11 protein-coding genes and 1 pseudogene are annotated in these 18,403 nt (G+C 71.0%); 7 read left to right on the top strand and 5 right to left on the bottom strand.

The features are described 5' to 3' along the window. Together ACIOFR_RS39440 and ACIOFR_RS39435 are read right to left on the bottom strand one after the other, a co-directional pair. Positions 1 to 1,400: beta strand repeat-containing protein (locus tag ACIOFR_RS39440; protein WP_401005240.1), on the bottom strand; the 1,400-nt coding region annotated here is incomplete at its 3' end. Positions 1,401 to 1,567: 167 nt separating this feature from the next. Further along, positions 1,568 to 2,311 (bottom strand): IPT/TIG domain-containing protein, encoded by a 744-nt coding sequence (locus tag ACIOFR_RS39435; RefSeq protein WP_401005238.1) that lies wholly within the window; start codon positions 2,309 to 2,311, stop codon positions 1,568 to 1,570. 1,033 nt (positions 2,312 to 3,344) lie between these two features. Between ACIOFR_RS39435 and ACIOFR_RS39430 the strand changes: the two genes are divergently transcribed. After that, on the top strand, positions 3,345 to 4,649 hold the full coding sequence (locus tag ACIOFR_RS39430; protein WP_401005236.1) for a polysaccharide lyase: 1,305 nt from the start codon (positions 3,345 to 3,347) through the stop codon (positions 4,647 to 4,649). A gap of 557 nt (positions 4,650 to 5,206) precedes the next feature. After that, positions 5,207 to 5,605 (top strand): hypothetical protein, encoded by a 399-nt coding sequence (locus ACIOFR_RS39425; RefSeq protein WP_401005234.1) that lies wholly within the window; start codon positions 5,207 to 5,209, stop codon positions 5,603 to 5,605. A gap of 109 nt (positions 5,606 to 5,714) precedes the next feature. Here ACIOFR_RS39425 and ACIOFR_RS39420 read toward each other — a convergent pair whose 3' ends face one another. After that, positions 5,715 to 6,704, bottom strand: a complete 990-nt coding sequence (locus tag ACIOFR_RS39420; protein WP_401005232.1) for an aldo/keto reductase — start codon at positions 6,702 to 6,704, stop codon at positions 5,715 to 5,717. Positions 6,705 to 7,178: 474 nt separating this feature from the next. Here ACIOFR_RS39420 and ACIOFR_RS39415 point away from each other — a divergent pair, with 474 nt between their 5' ends. The 3 genes from ACIOFR_RS39415 to ACIOFR_RS39405 all read left to right on the top strand — a co-directional run bounded on the left by ACIOFR_RS39415 (position 7,179) and on the right by ACIOFR_RS39405 (position 13,261). Further along, on the top strand, positions 7,179 to 8,627 hold the full coding sequence (locus ACIOFR_RS39415) for an RICIN domain-containing protein (RefSeq protein ID WP_401005230.1): 1,449 nt from the start codon (positions 7,179 to 7,181) through the stop codon (positions 8,625 to 8,627). Positions 8,628 to 8,881: 254 nt separating this feature from the next. Further along, entirely contained in the window at positions 8,882 to 9,751 is an 870-nt protein-coding gene (locus ACIOFR_RS39410; RefSeq protein ID WP_401005228.1) for an LLM class flavin-dependent oxidoreductase, read from the top strand. 1,074 nt (positions 9,752 to 10,825) lie between these two features. Beyond that, positions 10,826 to 13,261 (top strand): M4 family metallopeptidase, encoded by a 2,436-nt coding sequence (locus ACIOFR_RS39405; protein ID WP_401005226.1) that lies wholly within the window; start codon positions 10,826 to 10,828, stop codon positions 13,259 to 13,261. 114 nt (positions 13,262 to 13,375) lie between these two features. Here the strand turns inward: ACIOFR_RS39405 and ACIOFR_RS39400 are convergent, their stop codons facing one another. Both ACIOFR_RS39400 and ACIOFR_RS39395 read right to left on the bottom strand, forming a co-directional pair. Further along, entirely contained in the window at positions 13,376 to 14,311 is a 936-nt protein-coding gene (locus ACIOFR_RS39400; RefSeq protein ID WP_401005224.1) for a DUF916 domain-containing protein, read from the bottom strand. A gap of 101 nt (positions 14,312 to 14,412) precedes the next feature. Next, positions 14,413 to 16,383, bottom strand: coding sequence for an RICIN domain-containing protein (locus ACIOFR_RS39395; RefSeq protein ID WP_401005222.1), 1,971 nt, complete (start codon positions 16,381 to 16,383; stop codon positions 14,413 to 14,415). 387 nt (positions 16,384 to 16,770) lie between these two features. Here ACIOFR_RS39395 and ACIOFR_RS39390 point away from each other — a divergent pair, with 387 nt between their 5' ends. Both ACIOFR_RS39390 and ACIOFR_RS39385 read left to right on the top strand, forming a co-directional pair. After that, positions 16,771 to 17,739: an NADP-dependent oxidoreductase gene (locus ACIOFR_RS39390; protein WP_401005220.1), complete on the top strand. Its 969-nt coding sequence runs from the start codon at positions 16,771 to 16,773 to the stop codon at positions 17,737 to 17,739. A 425-nt stretch (positions 17,740 to 18,164) separates the two neighbouring features. Further along, a pseudogene (locus tag ACIOFR_RS39385) lies at positions 18,165 to 18,403 on the top strand (sugar ABC transporter substrate-binding protein); the annotation flags it as partial.

Raw genomic sequence — 18,403 nt, 5'->3', positions numbered from 1 at the left:
CAGCTCACAGCGGTGGTGGTGGTGAGGTTGCTTCCGGTCAGAGTGACGGTGTTGCCGCCGGAGATGGGCCCCTGACCCGGCACCGCGCTGGTGAGCGCGGGGGCGTTGACGTAGTAGTAGAAGACGTTCGGGGTACTGGTGCCGCCGGGGGTGGTGACGGTGATGTTGACGGGGCCAGCGGTCGAGGATGGAGCAGTCGCCGTGATCTGAGTGTCGGAGGCAACGGTGAACGAGGTCGCGGCGGAGGCGCCGAAGCTCACAGCGGTGGTGGTGGTGAGGTTGCTTCCGGTCAGAGTGACGGTGTTGCCGCCGGAGATGGGCCCCTGACCCGGCACCGCGCTGGTGAGCGTGGGAGCCGGCAGGTAGGTGTAGGCCACGCCGTTGCTGGTGCCGCCGGGGGTGGTGACGGTGATGTTGACGGGGCCACTGCCCGGCGGCGACACGGCCGTGATCTGGGTGTCGGAGGCAACGGTGAACGAGGTCGCGGCGGAGGCGCCGAACTTCACAGCGGTGGTGGTGGTGAGGTTCGTTCCGGTCAGGGTGACGGTGTTGCCGCCGGCACTCGTGCCCTGGTTGGGGCTGACGACGCCAAGCGTCGGGGCGGGCGGACCGGTGTAGGTGTAGGCCACGCCGTTGCTGGTACCACCAGGGGTGGTGACGGTGACCTGGACCGTGCCACTGCCCGCCGGCGACACAGCCGTGATCACGCTGTCGGCGCTGACGGTGAACGAAGGCGCGGCGGACGCGCCGAACTTCACAGCCGTCGCGCCGGTGAAATGGCTGCCCGTCAAAGTGACGGTGTTGCCGCCGGCACTCGTGCCCTGGTTGGGGCTGACGACGCCAAGCGTCGGGGCGGGCGGACCGGTGTAGGTGTAGGCCACGCCGTTGCTGGTACCACCAGGGGTGGTGACGGTGACCTGGACCGTGCCACTGCCCGCCGGCGACACAGCCGTGATCACGCTGTCGGCGCTGACGGTGAACGAAGGCGCGACGGAGACGCCGAACTTCACAGCCGTCGCGCCGGTGAAATGGCTGCCCGTCAAAGTGACGGTGTTGCCGCCGGCACTCGTGCCCTGGTTGGGGCTGACGACGCCAAGCGTCGGGGCGGGCGGACCGGTGTAGGTGTAGGCCACGCCGTTGCTGGTACCACCAGGGGTGGTGACGGTGACCTGGACCGTGCCACTGCCCGCCGGCGACACAGCCGTGATCACGCTGTCGGCGCTGACGGTGAACGAAGGCGCGACGGACGCGCCGAACTTCACAGCCGTCGCGCCGGTGAAATGGCTGCCGGTCAAAGTGACGGTGTTGCCGCCGGCACTCGTGCCCTGGTTGGGGCTGACGACGCCAAGCGTCGGGGCGACCAAGGCGGCCGAGCTGCGTGGAGCCTGAGGGCTGTTCAACGACCGATCTCCTTGCAGGTGGGGGTCCGCTGGCAGGGGAATCCCGGCCGGGGCCCGGTGGGGGGTACCTGGCGATGCCCGCCGGGGCAGAGCGTGGAGGTTGTGGCCTCTGCCCCGGCGGAGTTCTGGGCCGGAGCCCGGTGGCCTGCCGAGCTCCGACGCGCGGATCAGATGCCGGGGCTGGCCACGTAGGTGAAGCCGCCCACGGTGGTGACGGCACCGCCGGTCGTGGTGACCACGACATTGGCCGCGCCGGCAACCCCGGGCGGGGTGACGACGGACAGCGTGGTGTCGTTGACGACCGAGAACGGCGCCACCGCGCCGCCGACGGTGACCGACTGCGTGGTGGTGAGGTTGGTGCCGGTGACGGTCACCGCCGTACCACCGGAGGTCGGGCCGGAGTCGGGGACGATGGTGGTGACCGTGGGGACGTCCACGTACGTGTAGGACAGGCCGTTGTTCGTGCCACCCGCGGTGGTGACGCTGACGCCGACCGACCCGGCAGCAGCGCCCGCAGGCACGGTGACGCTGATCAGACTGTCCGACGTCACGGTCGGGACCGCGCTGTTGGCACCGAAGTTGACGGCGGTGGCGGTGGACAGGCCGGTGCCGCTGATGGTGATGGTGTTGCCGCCCGCGAGCACGCCGGAGGCGGCGCTGAGGGAGGACTTGAACGGCGCACCGACGTAGAAGAACGACAGCGGGTTGCTGGTCCCGCCCGGCGTGGTCACGGTCACGCCGACGGTCCCGGTGCCCGAGGGGGAGACGGCCGTGACCGAGGTGGCGGTGTTGGCGGTGATGGTGGCCGACTTGGTGCCGAACTTCACGGCGGTCGCGCCGCCGAGGTTGGTGCCGGTGATGGTCACGACGGTTCCGCCGCCGGTGGATCCCTGGTTCGGAGAGATAGGCATGAGATGTGCTCCCTTTCCGCTTCCTGGATGTGCAACTGGGGTGGGATGGCGCGCTGGGTGCTGCCCCTGGCTGCGCCCGTTCGGACTCGACGTGGCCACGTCGGTTTCCAAGCGCCGAAAGGTGCGTACGGTCAAGTGCCGGGGACGGCGGTCACCGGGCTTGTCCAGGTGACCGCTACAGTGCGCGGGGGCTAGGCCGCCGACTCGCGGCCACTGCTCCGCGGGCAGGGGCGCGTTGGTCGGGAGGGCGGCCGAGCCTTGTCCAGGACGGTGGCCCGCAGAAGGGCCGGGCGCATGCGCATCATTCGCATGACGCCCCCATGGACACAGCGTGAATCCGATGCTCCAGCCCGTGCCGAGGTACGGCGCCGGTTGGAGGATCGCTTCCTTCGCCAGGAAGCCTCTTGCGGTACGGACTTGATCGCTGACGCGATGCCAGCGCTTCGGTCCGCTGCCGCTCCCCGGAGAGATGGGAAGCTGACTGGTTCGGATACATACATTAACCCGTTTGAGTGTCACACCCACAAGGGCGTTGACGCTGCGTCACCCGTACGGCGGAGCGCGAAGGCCTCCCGCGGGGCAAGCGTGCGCCGGTCGACGAGATCCTCCACAGTCGATCCGTCGAGGTCAAAGGCCCGATCGGACGCCGGCGCCCCCGGGCCCCGACCGCGGGCCAGGGGGCACTATCCCAGGCGGCCAGTCCGTCAGTGACTGGCAGTCAATTCCCTTTCGACCCGCCCCCGAGATCCACCGGCCGAGCGCCCGCCCGCCGGCCTGTTCGTCGCAGAACCGACCACATCCCGCATCGGTCCCACCGACACCGTACGCCCCTCCGGCGGGCCCCATCGGTCTCCAGCACCGCCCTGTCACCGCCCCCTCCCCCTGCGCCGGCCTCGCTCTCCGCCCTGTGCATCGCCCGGACCGCGACGGTACGGCTCTCCATCCGTTCGGATAACGGTTGCGCAACGTGCCGGGCGTCGGTACCGGCTTCTCCCTCCTCTTCAGAGCAGCCGATTGCCTTGAGGAGCACGCCATGCGTCCCGCCCGTCCGATCCTCCACCATGGAACCGAGTCTTCGGCCTCGCCGGCCCCTGGTTCCTGCGCACGCCCGGCGTCGGCCCGGCTCCGGACGGCGACCGGGCGTCCTTCCGCGGCCCGGCTACCCGACCGGCCGGGGCCAGGAACCACGGACGAAGAACCGTCGGACCCGTCGGCGCTCGGAGACCGCCGACCGTCCCCGGCGAACCAGCCCATCCGCCCGAGTCCGACGGCCTTCGGCCGCACCACCCGAAGCATGGCCGGCGCCGCTCTCGTCGCGCTCCTCGGCATCGGAGTGACCATCTCTCCGGCCGCCGCGGACGACTCCCGGTCGTACGACTTCGAGTCCGCCTCCGCGATGGAGTGGCCGTTCAGGGCCATCAACGGCGACGGTGCCGTCGGTGCCGCCCCGGCCCCCGCCCGGGCCGGCACCGCGGCGAGGTTCGACGTGCCCGATGACGGGCATTCGTTCCGCTCCGAACTCGCCATCAAGGGCCTGGGCGCGGGAAGCCACCGCTTCAGTTTCTCCAACTACCTGCCGAGCGATTGGAGACAGGTCCCCGACGACACCATCGTCGCCCAGTGGTTCAGCACGCAGCCCGACAACGAGGGAGTCAAACCGGTCGTCTCGCTCGCGGTGCAGGGCGGCGAATGGCGGCTCAAGGTCCACTGGCTGAAGAACCCGGCCACCTTCGAGGAGTACCAATCCCTGATCCCGCTCGGTGCAGTGCAGTTCGGACACTGGAACCGTTGGGTCGTCGACATCACCTGGTCCACCCCGTCCACACCCGGTTCGATCGTCGTGGTCCGGGACGGCGTCCAGGTCGGCTCCCACCGCGGCGACAACAACTACCATCGCGGTGAGCCACCGCACTTCAGAATCGGCATCTACCGTCCCGCGTGGCGCCCGGAGAAGGAGAAGCACCCGACCGGCGGACCGGACGTCGTGCTCTTCGTCGACGACATCGCCATCGCTGCGGGCACGGCGGCCCCGGCAACACCGGCGGGATCGGCTCCGGCACCTGTCACCCCGGGCACGAGCACCGCCACGTCCACGTCGGCAGCGCCCTCGGCAGGCGGGACACCGGCAAGCCCGTCCTCCTCGGAACCGGTGATCGGCACAGCCACGGCCTACGTCGAGCCGCCGGCCGGCTCGGGCGGAGCCGCTCCCACCACCCCCACGAAGCTGTCCGCGACCGGCGCCGGTACGGACCTCGCGATCGGGCTCGCCGGAGGAACCGCGGCACTCGTCGTGGGCATCTTCCTGCTCCGGCGCCGCAAACCGGCCCGGCACCGATGAGGATCACCCCCGCTGGGCTCGACCGGATCGTCCAGCCGGTTCGACCGGGCCCGGCGGGGCGGGCAGCAGCCGGCCGCCATCCGGCGGGAGGCAGACCGGGGCAGGCGATGGCGGCGAGCCGACCATCAATGTCCCCTGTCGTGCCGTCAAGGGCCCCGAAGCCGACGAACCCGTGCGGCAAGCACCCCGAACGGGGCGGTGTTCGGCCCAGGCAGCCTCGTCGTCGACGGCCGACAGGTCGATGCCGCCACGCACCAGGGTGGCGGGTGGCGGCCCCGAACGCGGTGCGCGGCGGTCGGCTGGAGCGTCAGCGTGACCGGGGCACTCGCCATGAGGCCCGGCTCCGGGGTCGTCCCCCGGCCGGCCGACGCGGTCCGCACCGGAACGTACCCTGCCCACCCATGTCCCGGCCCGCGGACCGACCCGCACCGCGGCCGACCCACGCCGGCCCCACACACCGGCCTTCCAGACACACCGACCCTTCCAGCACAGGAACCCCTATGCCCACTTCCACCCTCACGGCCCCCACCGACCCGCCCACCACACCCGCGGCAAGGATGACGGTTCCGCTGCTCGACGACCACCCCGGCCCGCCCCGCATCGATCTCCTTCTCACCCCCGCCGGCACCGGCGCCGGCACACGGACCACCTACCGGGATGGCACCGCGGTGTGGTTGCTGTCCGGCCTGGGCGCGCACAGCGCCGCCCGAATCGCCCTCGGCCCTGGCCCCACCAGCAGCGGGCCGGTCGTTTTCCTCCGCGTCGACGGCCGCCTGTACGCCGTGGATCAGATCCGCGGCACCGTCGCGACCGCGCGAACGCAGCGGCTGCGCCCCGGAACGCTGGTGCTGGTGACAGCAGGTCGGCCGAGCGGGCCTGCGCCGCACGTTCATCTGACGCGCACTCCCGCGGACGCTGCCGACGGGCGACACACCATCGAACGGGGGCAGCCGTGAGTCCTACCAGCGCCCAGGCCTGCAGCGGGGTACCGCTCACAGAGCCCGGATCGCCGGACCGGGCCCGGCGCATCCGGAACCCGATCGGGCGGGAGTTCAGCGGACCGCGTCAGCGGCTGAGCCGGTCGATCTCGGCCAGTTCCTCATCCGACAGCGGCCCGCCGTTCAGCGCGTCGAGGTTCTGGTCCAGCTGGGCCACACTGCTGGCCCCGATGATCACCGACACCACCCGGGGGTCGCGCAGCACCCAGGAGAGCGCCAGCTGCGCCAGGCTCTGACCGCGCCCCGCAGCCACCTTGGCCAGCCCGCGCAGCTGGTCCAGCCTGGCGCCGGTCAGGGCCTCCTCCTTGAGGAAGTGCCCGACGGACATACGCGAACCGGACGGCACGCCGCCCGACAGGTAGCGGTCCGTCAGCAGGCCCTGAGCGAGCGGCGAGAAGGCGATCAGGCTGGTCCCGGTGTCGCCGACCGCCTCCAGCAGTCCCTTCTCCGGGCCGCGGTCGAGGATGGAGTAGCGGGCCTGGTTCAGCAGCAACGGCGTGCCCAGCTCCCGCAGGATCGCCACCGCCTCCCGGTGCTCGGCCGCCGGGTAGTTGGAGATACCCGCGTACAGCGCCTTCCCGGAGCGCACCGCCCGGTCCAGCGCCCCCATCGTCTCCTCCAACGGGGTGCCCGGGTCGTAGCGGTGCGAGTAGAACACGTCCACGTACTCCAGGCCCATCCGGTGCAGCGACTGGTCGAGGCTGGCCAGCAGGTACTTGCGGCTGCCACCGTTCCCGTACGGGCCCGGCCACATGTCGTAGCCCGCCTTGGAGGCGATGAACAGCTCGTCCCGGTACGGGCGGAAGTCCTGCGCGAACAGGTGGCCGAAGTTGCGCTCCGCACTCCCGTACGGAGGACCGTAGTTGTTCGCCAGATCGAAGTGGGTGACACCCCGGTCGAGGGCCCGGCGCAGCACCGCGCGCTGCACCTCCAGCGGCTGGGTGTCGCCGAAGTTGTGCCACAGCCCCAGGGAGACGGCGGGCAACCGCACGCCGCTGCGCCCGGCGCGGCGGTAGGTCATCGAGGCGTAACGGGCTTCCGCGGCAAGGTAGTTCATGCCGCACATCCTGCCAGCTGCCCGCCAGAACGTAAATCAACACGGGTCAACACGGATCAACACGTGCGGGCCAGCGATCCGGGCCACACTGCGGGGAATCGGTGAAGTGCGTGACGGAACTGTGGCGGAACGCGGTTGGACGTGAACCCGGGGTGGGGACTCCGCACCCGAAAGGGCTGGTTCGCCGATGGATCGGACAGAACCCTTGACATCATCGAACGACCCTTCAAAACTCTACAGCGTCTCGATTGTTAGCGCAAACATCAGCAACGGACGTGCTGGCGCCGACCATCGGACACCCCCACCCATGATGCGCCCGGCGACCGCTTCCCCCAGTCCACCCCCGACACCGGGCAGGCCGGCGCGGCGAACCGGAGTGCGGCCGGCCCCCTCGGCCGCCGCCACCGACGACGACGCCGCCGCCGCACCTGCGGGCGGCCGGGGCGCATCGGCAAACGAAGGGTACGAGTCGAGATGCTGCGTTTGCGAACGGCCGCCGGCGGAGCCGTCCTGGCCCTGTGCGTCTCCCTGCTCCAGGGCGTCGGACGGGCCGAGGCGGTGCCCGCCACGGTCACCAACGGAACCCAGTTCACGGACACCGCGGGCAACCCGCTGCACGCCCACGGCGGCGGTGTGATCAAGGTCGGACAGTACTACTACTGGTTCGGTGAGAACCGCAACGCCGACAACTCGTTCCGCTACGTCTCCGCGTACCGCTCGACGGACCTGAAGACGTGGGAGTTCCGCAGGAACGTGCTGACCCAGGCGACCGCCCCGGAGCTCTCCGGCGCGAACATCGAACGCCCCAAGGTCATGTACAACGCCTCCACCGGCCAGTTCGTCATGTGGATGCACAAGGAGGGCAGCGCCACCGACTACAGCCAGGCGCGGGCGGCCGTGGCGGTCTCCAGCACGGTCGACGGGGACTACTCCTGGCGGGGCAGCTTCCGCCCGCTGGAGTCGATGTCCCGGGACATCACCACCTTCGTCGACGACGACGGCACCGGGTACATGATCTCCGCCGCCAACGAGAACCGGGACCTGCACGTCTACCGGCTCAGCGCCGACTACACCAGCATCGACGCGCAGGTGCAGAGCCTGTGGAACGGCCAGTCCCGCGAGGCCCCGGCGATGTTCAAGCGGGACGGCGTGTACTTCCTGATGACCTCGGCCGCGACCAGCTGGGCCCCCAATCAGCAGAAGTACGGTACGGCCACCAGCATCACCGGCTCGTGGAGCGGTCTGCGGGACGTGGGCGACGGGATCACCTACGCCAGCCAGACCGCCTACGTACTGCCGGTCCAGGGCGGCACGGGCACCGCCTACCTCTACATGGGTGACCGCTGGGGCAACTCCATGGGCGGCACCGTCAACGACTCGCAGTACGTGTGGCTCCCGCTCACCTTCCCCACGCCCACGACCCTGACCATGGGCTACTCGCCGCAGGTCACGGTGGACACGGCCGCCGGCACGGTCACCCCGCTCCAGGCCACCTGGCAGACGCTGGTCGGTCGACAGAGCGGCAAGTGCGTGGATGTGGGCGACTACTCCTTCGCCGAGTCCGCCCAGCTCCTCCAGTGGTCCTGCGGCAACGGCGCCAACCAGAACTTCTCGTTCAGGAGCCTGGGCACCGGCTACGTGCAGATCATGGCCCGGCACAGTGGCAAGTGCCTGGACGTCGACGGCTCGTCGATCGCCGAGGGGGCCCGCGTCGCCCAGTACACCTGCAACGAGGGCAGGTCCCAGCAGTGGCAGGTCCAGGAGGTCGGCGACGGCTCCGGCAACGTGCGCCTGATCGCCCGGCACAGCGGCAAGTGCCTGGACATCATGAACCGGGCGACCGACAACGGCGCCGCCCTCGCCCAGTGGACCTGTCACACCGGGTTCAACCAGCAGTTCAGGCGCCAGACCGTCACGGTCTGACCGTCCGAGGGCCGGGCCGGACCGGACCGGACCGGACCGGACCCGCTCCGCCGGCACGTCCCACCCGCCGGTACGCCCCTCCCTCGCCCGAGGGGCGTACCGTCCGCTGCCGGGGCCTGGACGCGCTCCGGCTCGGGCCGTGGAGCCGGGGTGTGCGAGGAGAAGTGGGACCTGGACGCGGCGGGGCCTGTACGTGATCGAACCAGGGGCCGAGGCGGTGCGGTCGGCGATGCGTGGAGGTAACTTGGCCGCCTATGACGCCATTTCGAATCGGTGTGATGTTTGACCGCTCCTGGGACCCGGCCGAACTGCCCTCCTTCGCGCGGGAGGTCGAGATGCTGGGGATGGACGATCTGTGGGTCGTCGAGGACCTGGGGTGGAACGGTGGGATCTCGGCGGCGGCGGTGGCGCTGGCCACGACCGAGCGGCTGCGGGTCGGTATCGGAATCGCGCCCGCACCCTTGCGCAGCCCCGTGCTGCTGGCGATGGAGGTGGCTACCCTGGCGAGGGTCTTCCCCGGCCGACTGGTGACCGGGATCGGCCACGGTGTGCGGGAGTGGATGCGGCAGGCCGGTGTGGCCCCGCGGTCGCCGCTGGCACTGCTGGAGGAGACCCTGACCGCGGTACGCGGCCTGCTGCGCGGCGAGCGCGTCACCGTGGATGGGCGTGAACTGCGACTCGAAGGCGTGGAGTTGATCCACCCGCCCGCACAGGATGCAGTGCCGCCGGTCCTTGCGGGCGTCGTCTCGCCCAAGTCCCTGGAGCTGGCTGGCCGCGCCGCGCAGGGCACGCTCGTGGCCGAGGGCCACAGCCCGGAGGACCTGCGCGCTGTCCGCGCCGCCGCGGAGCGCGGCGGCGCGGGCGCGGACCACGCGATCACCGCCCTCACCTTCCTGGGTGTGGGAGACGCCGCGGCCTCGGCCCTGCGGGACGCCATCGCCGGACACGCGAAGTGGCTGGGGCGCGACGAGTCCGCGACGTTCGCCGCCGGGGGCACGGTGGCCGAGGCCACGGCAGCGCTCCACGCGCTCGGGGACGCCGGCGCACAGACGGTCGTAGTGCGGATCTGCGGCCCGGAGCCGCTCGCGCAGCTGCGCGAGGTGATGGCAGCCCTTGGCGGCTGAGGACCGCGCGGCGCGTCAGGGGCGGGTCAGAGGCGGACCGCCGGCTTGGCGGCCGGGATCAGGTGCTCGTGGGGACGCCCCGGGCAGAGCTGGGCCACGGTCGGGACTCGCGTGCGGCCTGTGAGTTGCCCGGTCGAGGGGCACGGCAACGACAGAGGCGGGCGCCGGGAACGCGACGCGGAAGTCGTGTGTGGTGCGGCGCGCACCGCAGGGCGGAACGCCTGGCGGCCCCCTGTGTCGGGGCTGCGACGGCGCAGACCTCTCGAATTCGGTTCTGGGGTCGTCGTCATGGACAAGGGGCAGCTCGTGGAGGCGGCGGGGAGCGTTCGTCCCGCGCGCGTGGGGGCACAGTGCGGGGTGATGCCGGCGGCGATGGTCTCCCGGCAGGTACGGACCTCCGCGCCGACGAGCCGGCCGAGGACCATGGGGCGGTCGGGAGAGGCCCGGCTCGTGGGTTCCCGGCCTGTCCGTCGATGTAGCGGAACCGCCCGTCCCGGTCGAGGTGGTGCCTGCCATCGACGGTCCTGGCATCGCCCCGCGGGCTGAAGCCCTCCTCGCCGCCCGGTCCGCGCGTCCGCGTGGGCCGGGCGGCGCCTCTCCGACGCCGGGTTCGCGCACTCGCGGTGGCACGGTGGCCTCGCGGACGCCCCGACCCGCCCGGTACGACCACCGGCTGGGCGCATTCCGGCCATCGCCGCCCTGCGTCGGCGCCCCACCTGCCGGGCGCCTCGCCGAACCACCTCCCCGAACCGTGCCGGTCGGCCGCGTCATCGTGCGGGCCCTGACCAGTGCCCTCGGCCTGTCGGCACCGGCACGACGAGCCCGCGTCCGGGGAGGCCGGCGGCGCCGGGACGCCGCCTCGCAGAGGCTGCTTTCGGCCTCATCAGGCAGGCGGTGGTGACGATGTCCACGCAAACATGACAGGATTCTGCAACCTTCCACTGCCATCGACTCTCGTCGAAACAACGGCAGTTGCCTGGCTTGCACCGCTCTCACCGCCCACCCGGGCGCCACTCTCCCGCGTCCGAACCGCGCCGACCGGGTCAGCCGCCGGCCGCCTCTTGAGGAGCTCCGTTGAAACCTTCCTTCCGCAGGGCCGTCGGCGCGGGCGCGCTGGTCGCCACGATCGCCGCCGTCCTGCCGGCCACCGGCACAGCCGCTGCCGCTGCCGCTGCCGACACGGACGCCATCACCGTGACCGCAAACCGGTACGGAGCAACCGCTCGGGCTTCCACCGGCAGCGCCACTCCCCGAGCCGGCGCCCTGCCCGCGGCAAGCGACCCGAGTGCGCGGGCCACGCTGCTCGCCGACGCCCGGACGCACCGCCGCGCCACTGCCCACGCGCTGAACCTCGGCCCCGAGGAGGAGCTGCTGCCGAAGTCCGTCACCGCGGACGCGGACGGCACAGTGCACACCCGCTACGACCGCACCTTCGGCGGTCTGCCCGTGCTCGGCGGCGACCTGGTCGTCCACGCGGCCGCGAACGGGCGCATCATGAGCGTGGACAAGGCCACCGACGCGAGGCTCGCCGTCGCTCCCGGCACCGTGGGCATCACCGCCGAGACCGCCAACGGCCGCGCCCTGGAGAGCGCACGGGCGGCGGGCGGGCAGGACGCCAAGGTCGAGTCGGTCCGCAAGGTGGTGTGGGCCGCTTCCGGCGAGCCCGTGCTGGCCTGGGAGAGCGTGGTCGGCGGCGTGCAGCACGACCGGACGCCGTCCGAACTGCACGTCGTCACCGACGCCGGGACCGGCGCCCACCTGTTCGACTACCAGGCCGTCAAGAGCGGCACCGGCCAGAGCCAGTACTCGGGCCACGTCACCATCGGCACCACGGCGGCCGGCGGCACCCACACCATGACCGATGACACCCGCGGCGGACACCGGACCTACGACCTGGAGCACACCGGCGACGACCGCGCCACGGGGACACTGTTCACCGACGACGACGACGTCTGGGGCAACGGCCGGCCCGACCAATCCCAGACCGCCGGCGTCGACGCCGCCTACGGCGCGCAGCTGACCTGGGACTACTACAAGGACGTCCAGGGCCGCACCGGCATACGGAACGACGGCGTCGCGGCCACCAGTCACGTGCACTACAGCACCGACTACGCCAACGCGTACTGGTGGGACGTCTGCTTCTGCATGACGTACGGCGACGGGCGGCACGACGCCAACCCGCTCACCTCCATCGACGTGGCCGCCCACGAGATGACGCACGGGATCACCTCCCAGACGGCCGGTCTGCTCTACAGCAACGAGTCCGGCGCCCTGAACGAGGCCACCTCCGACATCATGGCCACCGCCGTGGAGTTCTGGGCCGGCAACGCCTCCGATCCCGGCGACTACCTGATCGGCGAGAAGATCAACATCAACGGCGACGGCACGCCGCTGCGCTACCTGGACCAGCCGTCCAGGGACGGCGAGTCCAAGGACGCCTGGTACCCCGGCATCGGCTCCACCGACGTCCACTGGTCCTCCGGTCCGGCCAACCACTGGTTCTACCTCGCCTCCGAGGGCAGCGGCACCAAGCTCGTCAACGGTGTCACGTACGACTCGCCGACCGCCGACGGCCGGCCGGTGAACCCGATCGGACGGGACGCCGCCGCCCGTATCTGGTACCGGGCGCTCAGCACCTACATGACCTCCACCACCAGGTACGCGGGAGCCCGCACCGCCACCCTCCAGGCCGCCGCCGACCTGTACGGCGCAGAGAGCCCCACCTACCGGAACGCCGCCAACGCCTGGGCCGCCGTCAACGTCGGCCCCCGGACGGCCACGGGCGTGACCCTGGTCAGCCCCGGCGACCAGGTCACCGAGACCGGAACGGTGGTGAGCCTTCGGTCCGAGGCCACCAGCAGCAACCCCGGCGCGCTCACCTACACCGCCGTCGGTCTGCCGGCCGGCCTGACGATCGATGCCTCGACCGGGCTCATCTCCGGCATCCCCACCGTCCGGGGGACGAGCAGCGTCACCCTCACGGCCACGGACCCGACAGGGGCCTACGACACCCTGTCGTTCTCCTGGACCACGTACGCCTTCGGCCAGTGCGACACGGCTCAGCTGCTCGCCAACCCGGGCTTCGAGTCGGGCCCCGTCGTCTGGTCCGGTTCGGGCGGCAGGACCATCGACTCCACCAACCCCTACACCCTGCCGCGCACCGGCTCGTGGAAGGCTTTCCTCAACGGCTGGGGCGAGCGCCACACCGACACGCTGTCCCAGTCCGTCCGCATCCCCTACGGCTGCCGAGCCACCCTCACCTTCTGGGTGCACGTCACAACCAGCGAGGAGACCACGACCGTCCCGTACGACACACTGACCGTCCAGGTCGGTGACACCGTCCTGGCGACCTACTCCAACCTGGACGCGACCACCGGATACGTTCAGCGGAGCGTCGACCTGTCCGCATACGCCGGACGCTACGTCAGCGTGGGTTTCGTGGGCAGGGAGGACCTCTCGTCCAGGACGACGTTCCTGATCGACGACACCGCGCTCACCGTCGGCAACTGACCGACCCGGCGGGCTCTCCCCCGCCGGACGAACGTGACCCGCCGACGGTGCCCGGCCGTACCCGCCCCCGGGCGGCAACGGCTGTGGCCCGGTCGGCCGGCCGCCGAAGCGCGCTCAGTTGGGCTGTGCCTGCTCTGCGCCGGCGGTGGACCGTCCGCGGGCGGCCGCGCGCCTGCGGCGCGTGAGCCGCAGGACGGTGAGCCCGACGGCGGCCGTGGCGACAAGTGCCGCGACGGCCCAGGGCGCTTCGAGGAAGCTGTCGGATCCGGTGGCCGAGACGCCGTTCGCGGTCGCCGTGACGTTGACGTAGCCCCAGCCCGACGGCGCCCCCGACCAGGTCTCCGTCACCTGTACTCGCTCCCCGGGCAGCAACTCGGCCGGCACGTTCGCCATCTGGCGTTCCGTGGGCCCTCCCGCGAACACTCCCCCGACCCGTATCGAGGCCCGGGGGTCGAGCTTCACGTTCCCGGTGTTGTGCAGGCTGTAGGACACGGTGGTGCTGCTGGCGCCGATCCCCGGAACGCGCGGGTTGTGGGGGGTGAAGCGTACGTCCTCGACGGCGAGTGCCGGCCGTTGCGGTCCGTCGACGCGCAGGTAGATCCGGGCCCCGACGCCACGCTGGACACCGACGAAGGAGCCGGTTCCCGGCCGCACGCGGTCGTCGACCGCCACGAGGGCACCGATGTGGTCGCCGGGTGCCGCATCCACGGGAACGGTCAGGGTGAAGCCGACCGTCACCGACGAGTTTCCCGGGACGGTGACGGTCTCCTTCTCCGGCCGCCCCCACGCACCGACGTCGTGCTGGGTCTCCTCGCGACCGCGCACCGCCAGGCCGCCGTCACGAACCGTGTTGTAGGTGTCGGCGACGTAGAGGAGGAAGGTCAGCGGCCCACCCGTGGTGTTGGTGACGACAGCGCGATCGGAGAACGTCGCACCGGGACGCGCCGAAAGCTGGAAGGCCGCGCGCGGTGTGATCGCGGAGTCGGCAGGCCTGACCGACCACTCGCCGTTGTCGGCGGCTCGGGCCTGGAAGGGGAAGAGACTCGTCATGACGACGAGGAGGAGGGTGACAACGGACGCTCTGCGCATGGCTCGTCGGCCTTCCTGAGCCCCGCGTGCCGGACGCCGGACATCCGGCACGCGGGGAGCCGTCAGAGGAGGGTGAGGGTCAGCGTTCCGGAGTAGTCACCGACGGGGGTGAACTTCGGAACGTCCAGGGACAACGTGGCGCCGACGGTGAACTCTCCGCCGGTCAGGGCACTGCCGGGGACCGAGGCCAGGGTCGCACCGTCCTTGCCGATGGCTCCGGGGCTTCCCGCCTGGCAGGTGCTCGGGCTCTCGGGCGTGGAGGCGCAGGTCGGGGTCCAGCCCAGCCGGTCGGCGTCGATTCTTCCACGCGGCCCGGTCAAGTCGGTGACCTTCGCGGTGAGGGACCAACCCGCGGTCCCACCGCGGAAGTCCTTCACCGTCACCGTGTTGAGCGCTCCGGTCGATGCTCCCCCTGTACCGAAGGCGACCGAGGGGAGTCGGACGGCGTCGGTCGCGGCGGTCATCGTGAGCGAGCCCGCGTCGACCGAGGTGCCGATCCTCTGATCCGCCTTGGCCGGGGTGCCGCCCCCGGGCGGGTCGGTCGGGTCGGTCGGGTGGGTCGGGTCGGTCGGCGCGTCGACCGTGGTGACCTTCCACGCCTGGCCCGCACCGCTGCCGCAGTCCGCCTGGACGAGGTGGGCGCCGGCCGGTGTGGATCCCTCCTGGCTGTCGAGACACTTGCTGCTGTGCTTCGCGACGATGCGGACGTAGCCGTCGCCGAGGCTCTCGAAACGCCAGCGCTGGTTGTCCCCCGAGCCGCAGTCGTACTGCTTGACCTCGGCCCCGGCCGCGAGCGAGTTGTCCGAGACGTCGAGGCACTTGCCGCTGTGCTGCGCGAGCACACGCACGTAGCCGTTGCTGTTGTCGGTGAACCGCCACTGGCTGTTCAGCCCGCTGCCGCAGGGGCCCTGGACGACCGGCACTCCGTTGTCGGAGAGACTGCCGGGCACCGTCGCGCACAGGCCACTGCCCTTGGCGGCGATGGTGTTGAGGGTGTCCCCGCCGGTGCCGCGGATCCGACCGGTGGCCGTGTCGATCGAGACCTCGGTGTACCACGGGAGGGTCATCGTCGTGGCGTCGGGGAACTCCAGCGGAAGCCACACGTAGGTGGAGTCGTTGACCCGCTTCGGGTCGGACCACACGCCCGCCCAGCGGTCGCCGATGTAGAGGTAGGAGGTGGTCTCACTGCCCTCCACCGGCAGGACGAACGCCGTCTGGGACTGGTGGCCGTTGTTGTTCCCCACGTCCCTCATCGGCGTCCACGGCCCGGTGGGGCTCGGGGCGGTTGCGTACCTCTGCTGGTTGGGGTCCCAGTAGCTGGTCCCGGACGTGAGCATGAAGTACACGTTCCCGCGCTTGAACAGCGCGGGGGACTCCCGGTGGGCCCCCGGCCAGGGGTTCGCCACGAGGTCCTTGACCTGGGTGTAGTCGGCGGTGAGCTCGTAGATGTTCAGGTCGGCGTTGTTGTTCGCGGAAGAGATCATGTAGGCCTTGCCGGCGGCCTTGTCCTCGAACACGGTGATGTCACGCGACATGTACTCGGCGCCCGAGGCGTCCTTCGGACGGAACGAGCCCTTCCACTCGTACGGGCCGTCAACCGTGGAGGAGACCGCAACCGCCGCGCGGGCCTCGGCGTAGGAGTCGTCGCTCTCCTTGTGCATCCACATCACGAACTGGCCGGTCTTGTCGTTGTAGATGACCTTGGGGCGCTCGATCAGCGCGGTCCGCAGCTCCGGGTCGGATTCCTGGGTGAGCACGTGCCCCCGGGGCTCCCAGATCTTCAGATCCCTGGAGCGGTACGCCGAAACGTAGCGGAACTTGTTGTCCTCCCCGCGGTCCTCGCCGAACCAGTAGTAGTACTCACCGACTTTGATCACGCCACCGCCGTGCGCCTGCACGCCCGCTCCCCCGGCATCCGGGAACTGGGTACCGGGGGTGGTGGTGACCGGCCCGGCCTGCGCCGTCGGCGCCCAGGCCGCGACGGACAGAAGCAGGCCCAGAAGGGCCGCGAGAACGGATCCCACTCTTCTCATGCAGGTTCCTTGATGCCATCCGCGCACTCACGCGCCAAGGCTCAGCCGGAAGACTTTACTCCCAAACCGAACATAAAGCGTCACTATTGCACGGAAACCAACAGATCGGGGGCTAGCTTGACCCGCAGGAAGTCCCGTGTCAACAGAAACGCAACACGGTGGTCACACTGATGCCTTATTGCGATCGGCGGACGAGCCCGTGCGGACCCGGTGCGCGCGCCCTCCCCGGCCCGAGCGGGAGCCCGCACGCCGGAGAACATGCGCCCGCTTACTTCCCAGGGGGAAGTAATACGCCTTGCCAGTAACTACATGCACAGGGGTAGCGTCCAGACATCGACGCAGGAGGCCGCGGAAGCCTCCCGCCCACCTCTTCCCGAGGAGTTCACCATGCCCGTCAACACGATGCGCGCGGTTGTCCAGGACCGGTTCGGCAGCCCTGAGGTGCTGAGGGTCGCGCAGCTTTCCCGGCCCGTACCCCTGCCGACGGAGGTACTCGTCCGGGTCCACGCCGCGGGGATCAACCCGGTGGACTGGAAGACCCGCGCGGGAGGCGGGATGGCGGGCGTGCTGGGCGAGCCCCCGTTCGTCCTCGGCTGGGACGTCTCCGGGGTCGTCGAGGAGGTCGGCTTCGGAGTGAACACGCTCCGGCCCGGCGACGAGGTGTACGGGATGCCGTGGTTCCCGCGGGCGGCCGGGGGCTACGCCGAGTTCGTCACCGCGCCTGCGCGCCAGTTCGCCCGCAAGCCCAGGAGTCTCAGCCACGTCGAGGCCGCGGCCGTCCCGCTAGCAGCCCTCACCGCCTGGCAGGCCCTGGTCGACACGGCCGGTCTCTGGCCCGGCCAGCGCATCCTGGTCCACGCCGCCGCCGGCGGGGTCGGCCACTTCGCCGTGCAGATCGCCAAACACCTGGGAGCGCACGTGACCGGCACCGCCAGCAGCCGCCGGCACAGCTGGCTCGCCGGGCTCGGAGCGGACGAGCTCGTCGACTACACCTCCACCCGTTTCGAGCGCGTCGTCCGCGACGCCGACGTGGTCCTCGACCTGGTCGGCGACGATCACGACCGGACCAGCACCCGGTCCCTGGAATCGTTGCGCCCCGGCGGCCTGCTCATCGCCGTCCCCTCCGGGGTCTCCCCCGCGCTCCGGGCAGCCGCCTCGGGGCTCGACCGGCGGGCCACCGCCTTCCTGGTCGAGCCCGACGGTGCGGCGCTCTCCGAGCTTGCGCAGCTCGTCGACGCCGGTGCACTTCAGGTCCAGGTCGAGGACGTCTTCGATCTGGAGCACGTCGCGCAGGCCCACGCCCGGGGCGAGGCCGGCCGCACCCGCGGCAAGCTCGTCCTGGATCTCGTCTCCTGAGCCAGGTTCCACCAACCGTCCGGCCGGCCCAGCGACGGGGATTCGCACCGACGTGCCCGGCCCGGCCGCCGGGACGAGGCGCGGAGGCGCGGAGGCGCTCCCAGGAAGCACGGCCCGTCCACGCACCAAGGTGACGGTCGGTAACGGCCTCCGCACCGATGCCGCGCCGTGCGTCACAAGGTGGTCTCAGCCCGAGGACACCCTTGACGTGGCTTCCGGGAGAGAGGTGTCATAGCCAACATCGCGTCCGAACCTGTTCTGTTCTGATTGGTTGCGTTGATTCAAGCCGGCTCGGCTCGCGTGCCACCCCGACCGATCGTCGTTCGCACCTCCAGCGCGGCCCGCCGCATCGCGGCCCCGCGCACCGCGCCCCACCACTCCAGGTTCCGGCACCGGAGGCGAGTACGGTACCGAAGGAGCCCCCCATGTTCCGTCCCACCAGCCGTGCCGCCGCCACAGCGGGCCTACTGCTCACTCTCGGCCTCACCGCCGCCTGTTCCACCGGGCAGGAGTCGGTGAAGTCGGACGCCGTGCCCGCGGCACCCGTGAAGGGCAGGATCTCGCTCACCTACCTGCAGAAGCAGGGCGACCAGGAGTACTTCATCGGTGAGGCCGAGGGCGCCAAGGCCAAGGCCGCCGAGCTGGGCATCGACCTGAAGATGGT

The organism is Kitasatospora sp. NPDC088346, assembly GCF_044740765.1.
Taxonomy (GTDB): Bacteria; Actinomycetota; Actinomycetes; order Streptomycetales; family Streptomycetaceae; genus Kitasatospora.
Note: the sequence above shows the minus strand (reverse complement) of the source record. Positions and strands in the feature narration are given on the sequence as shown.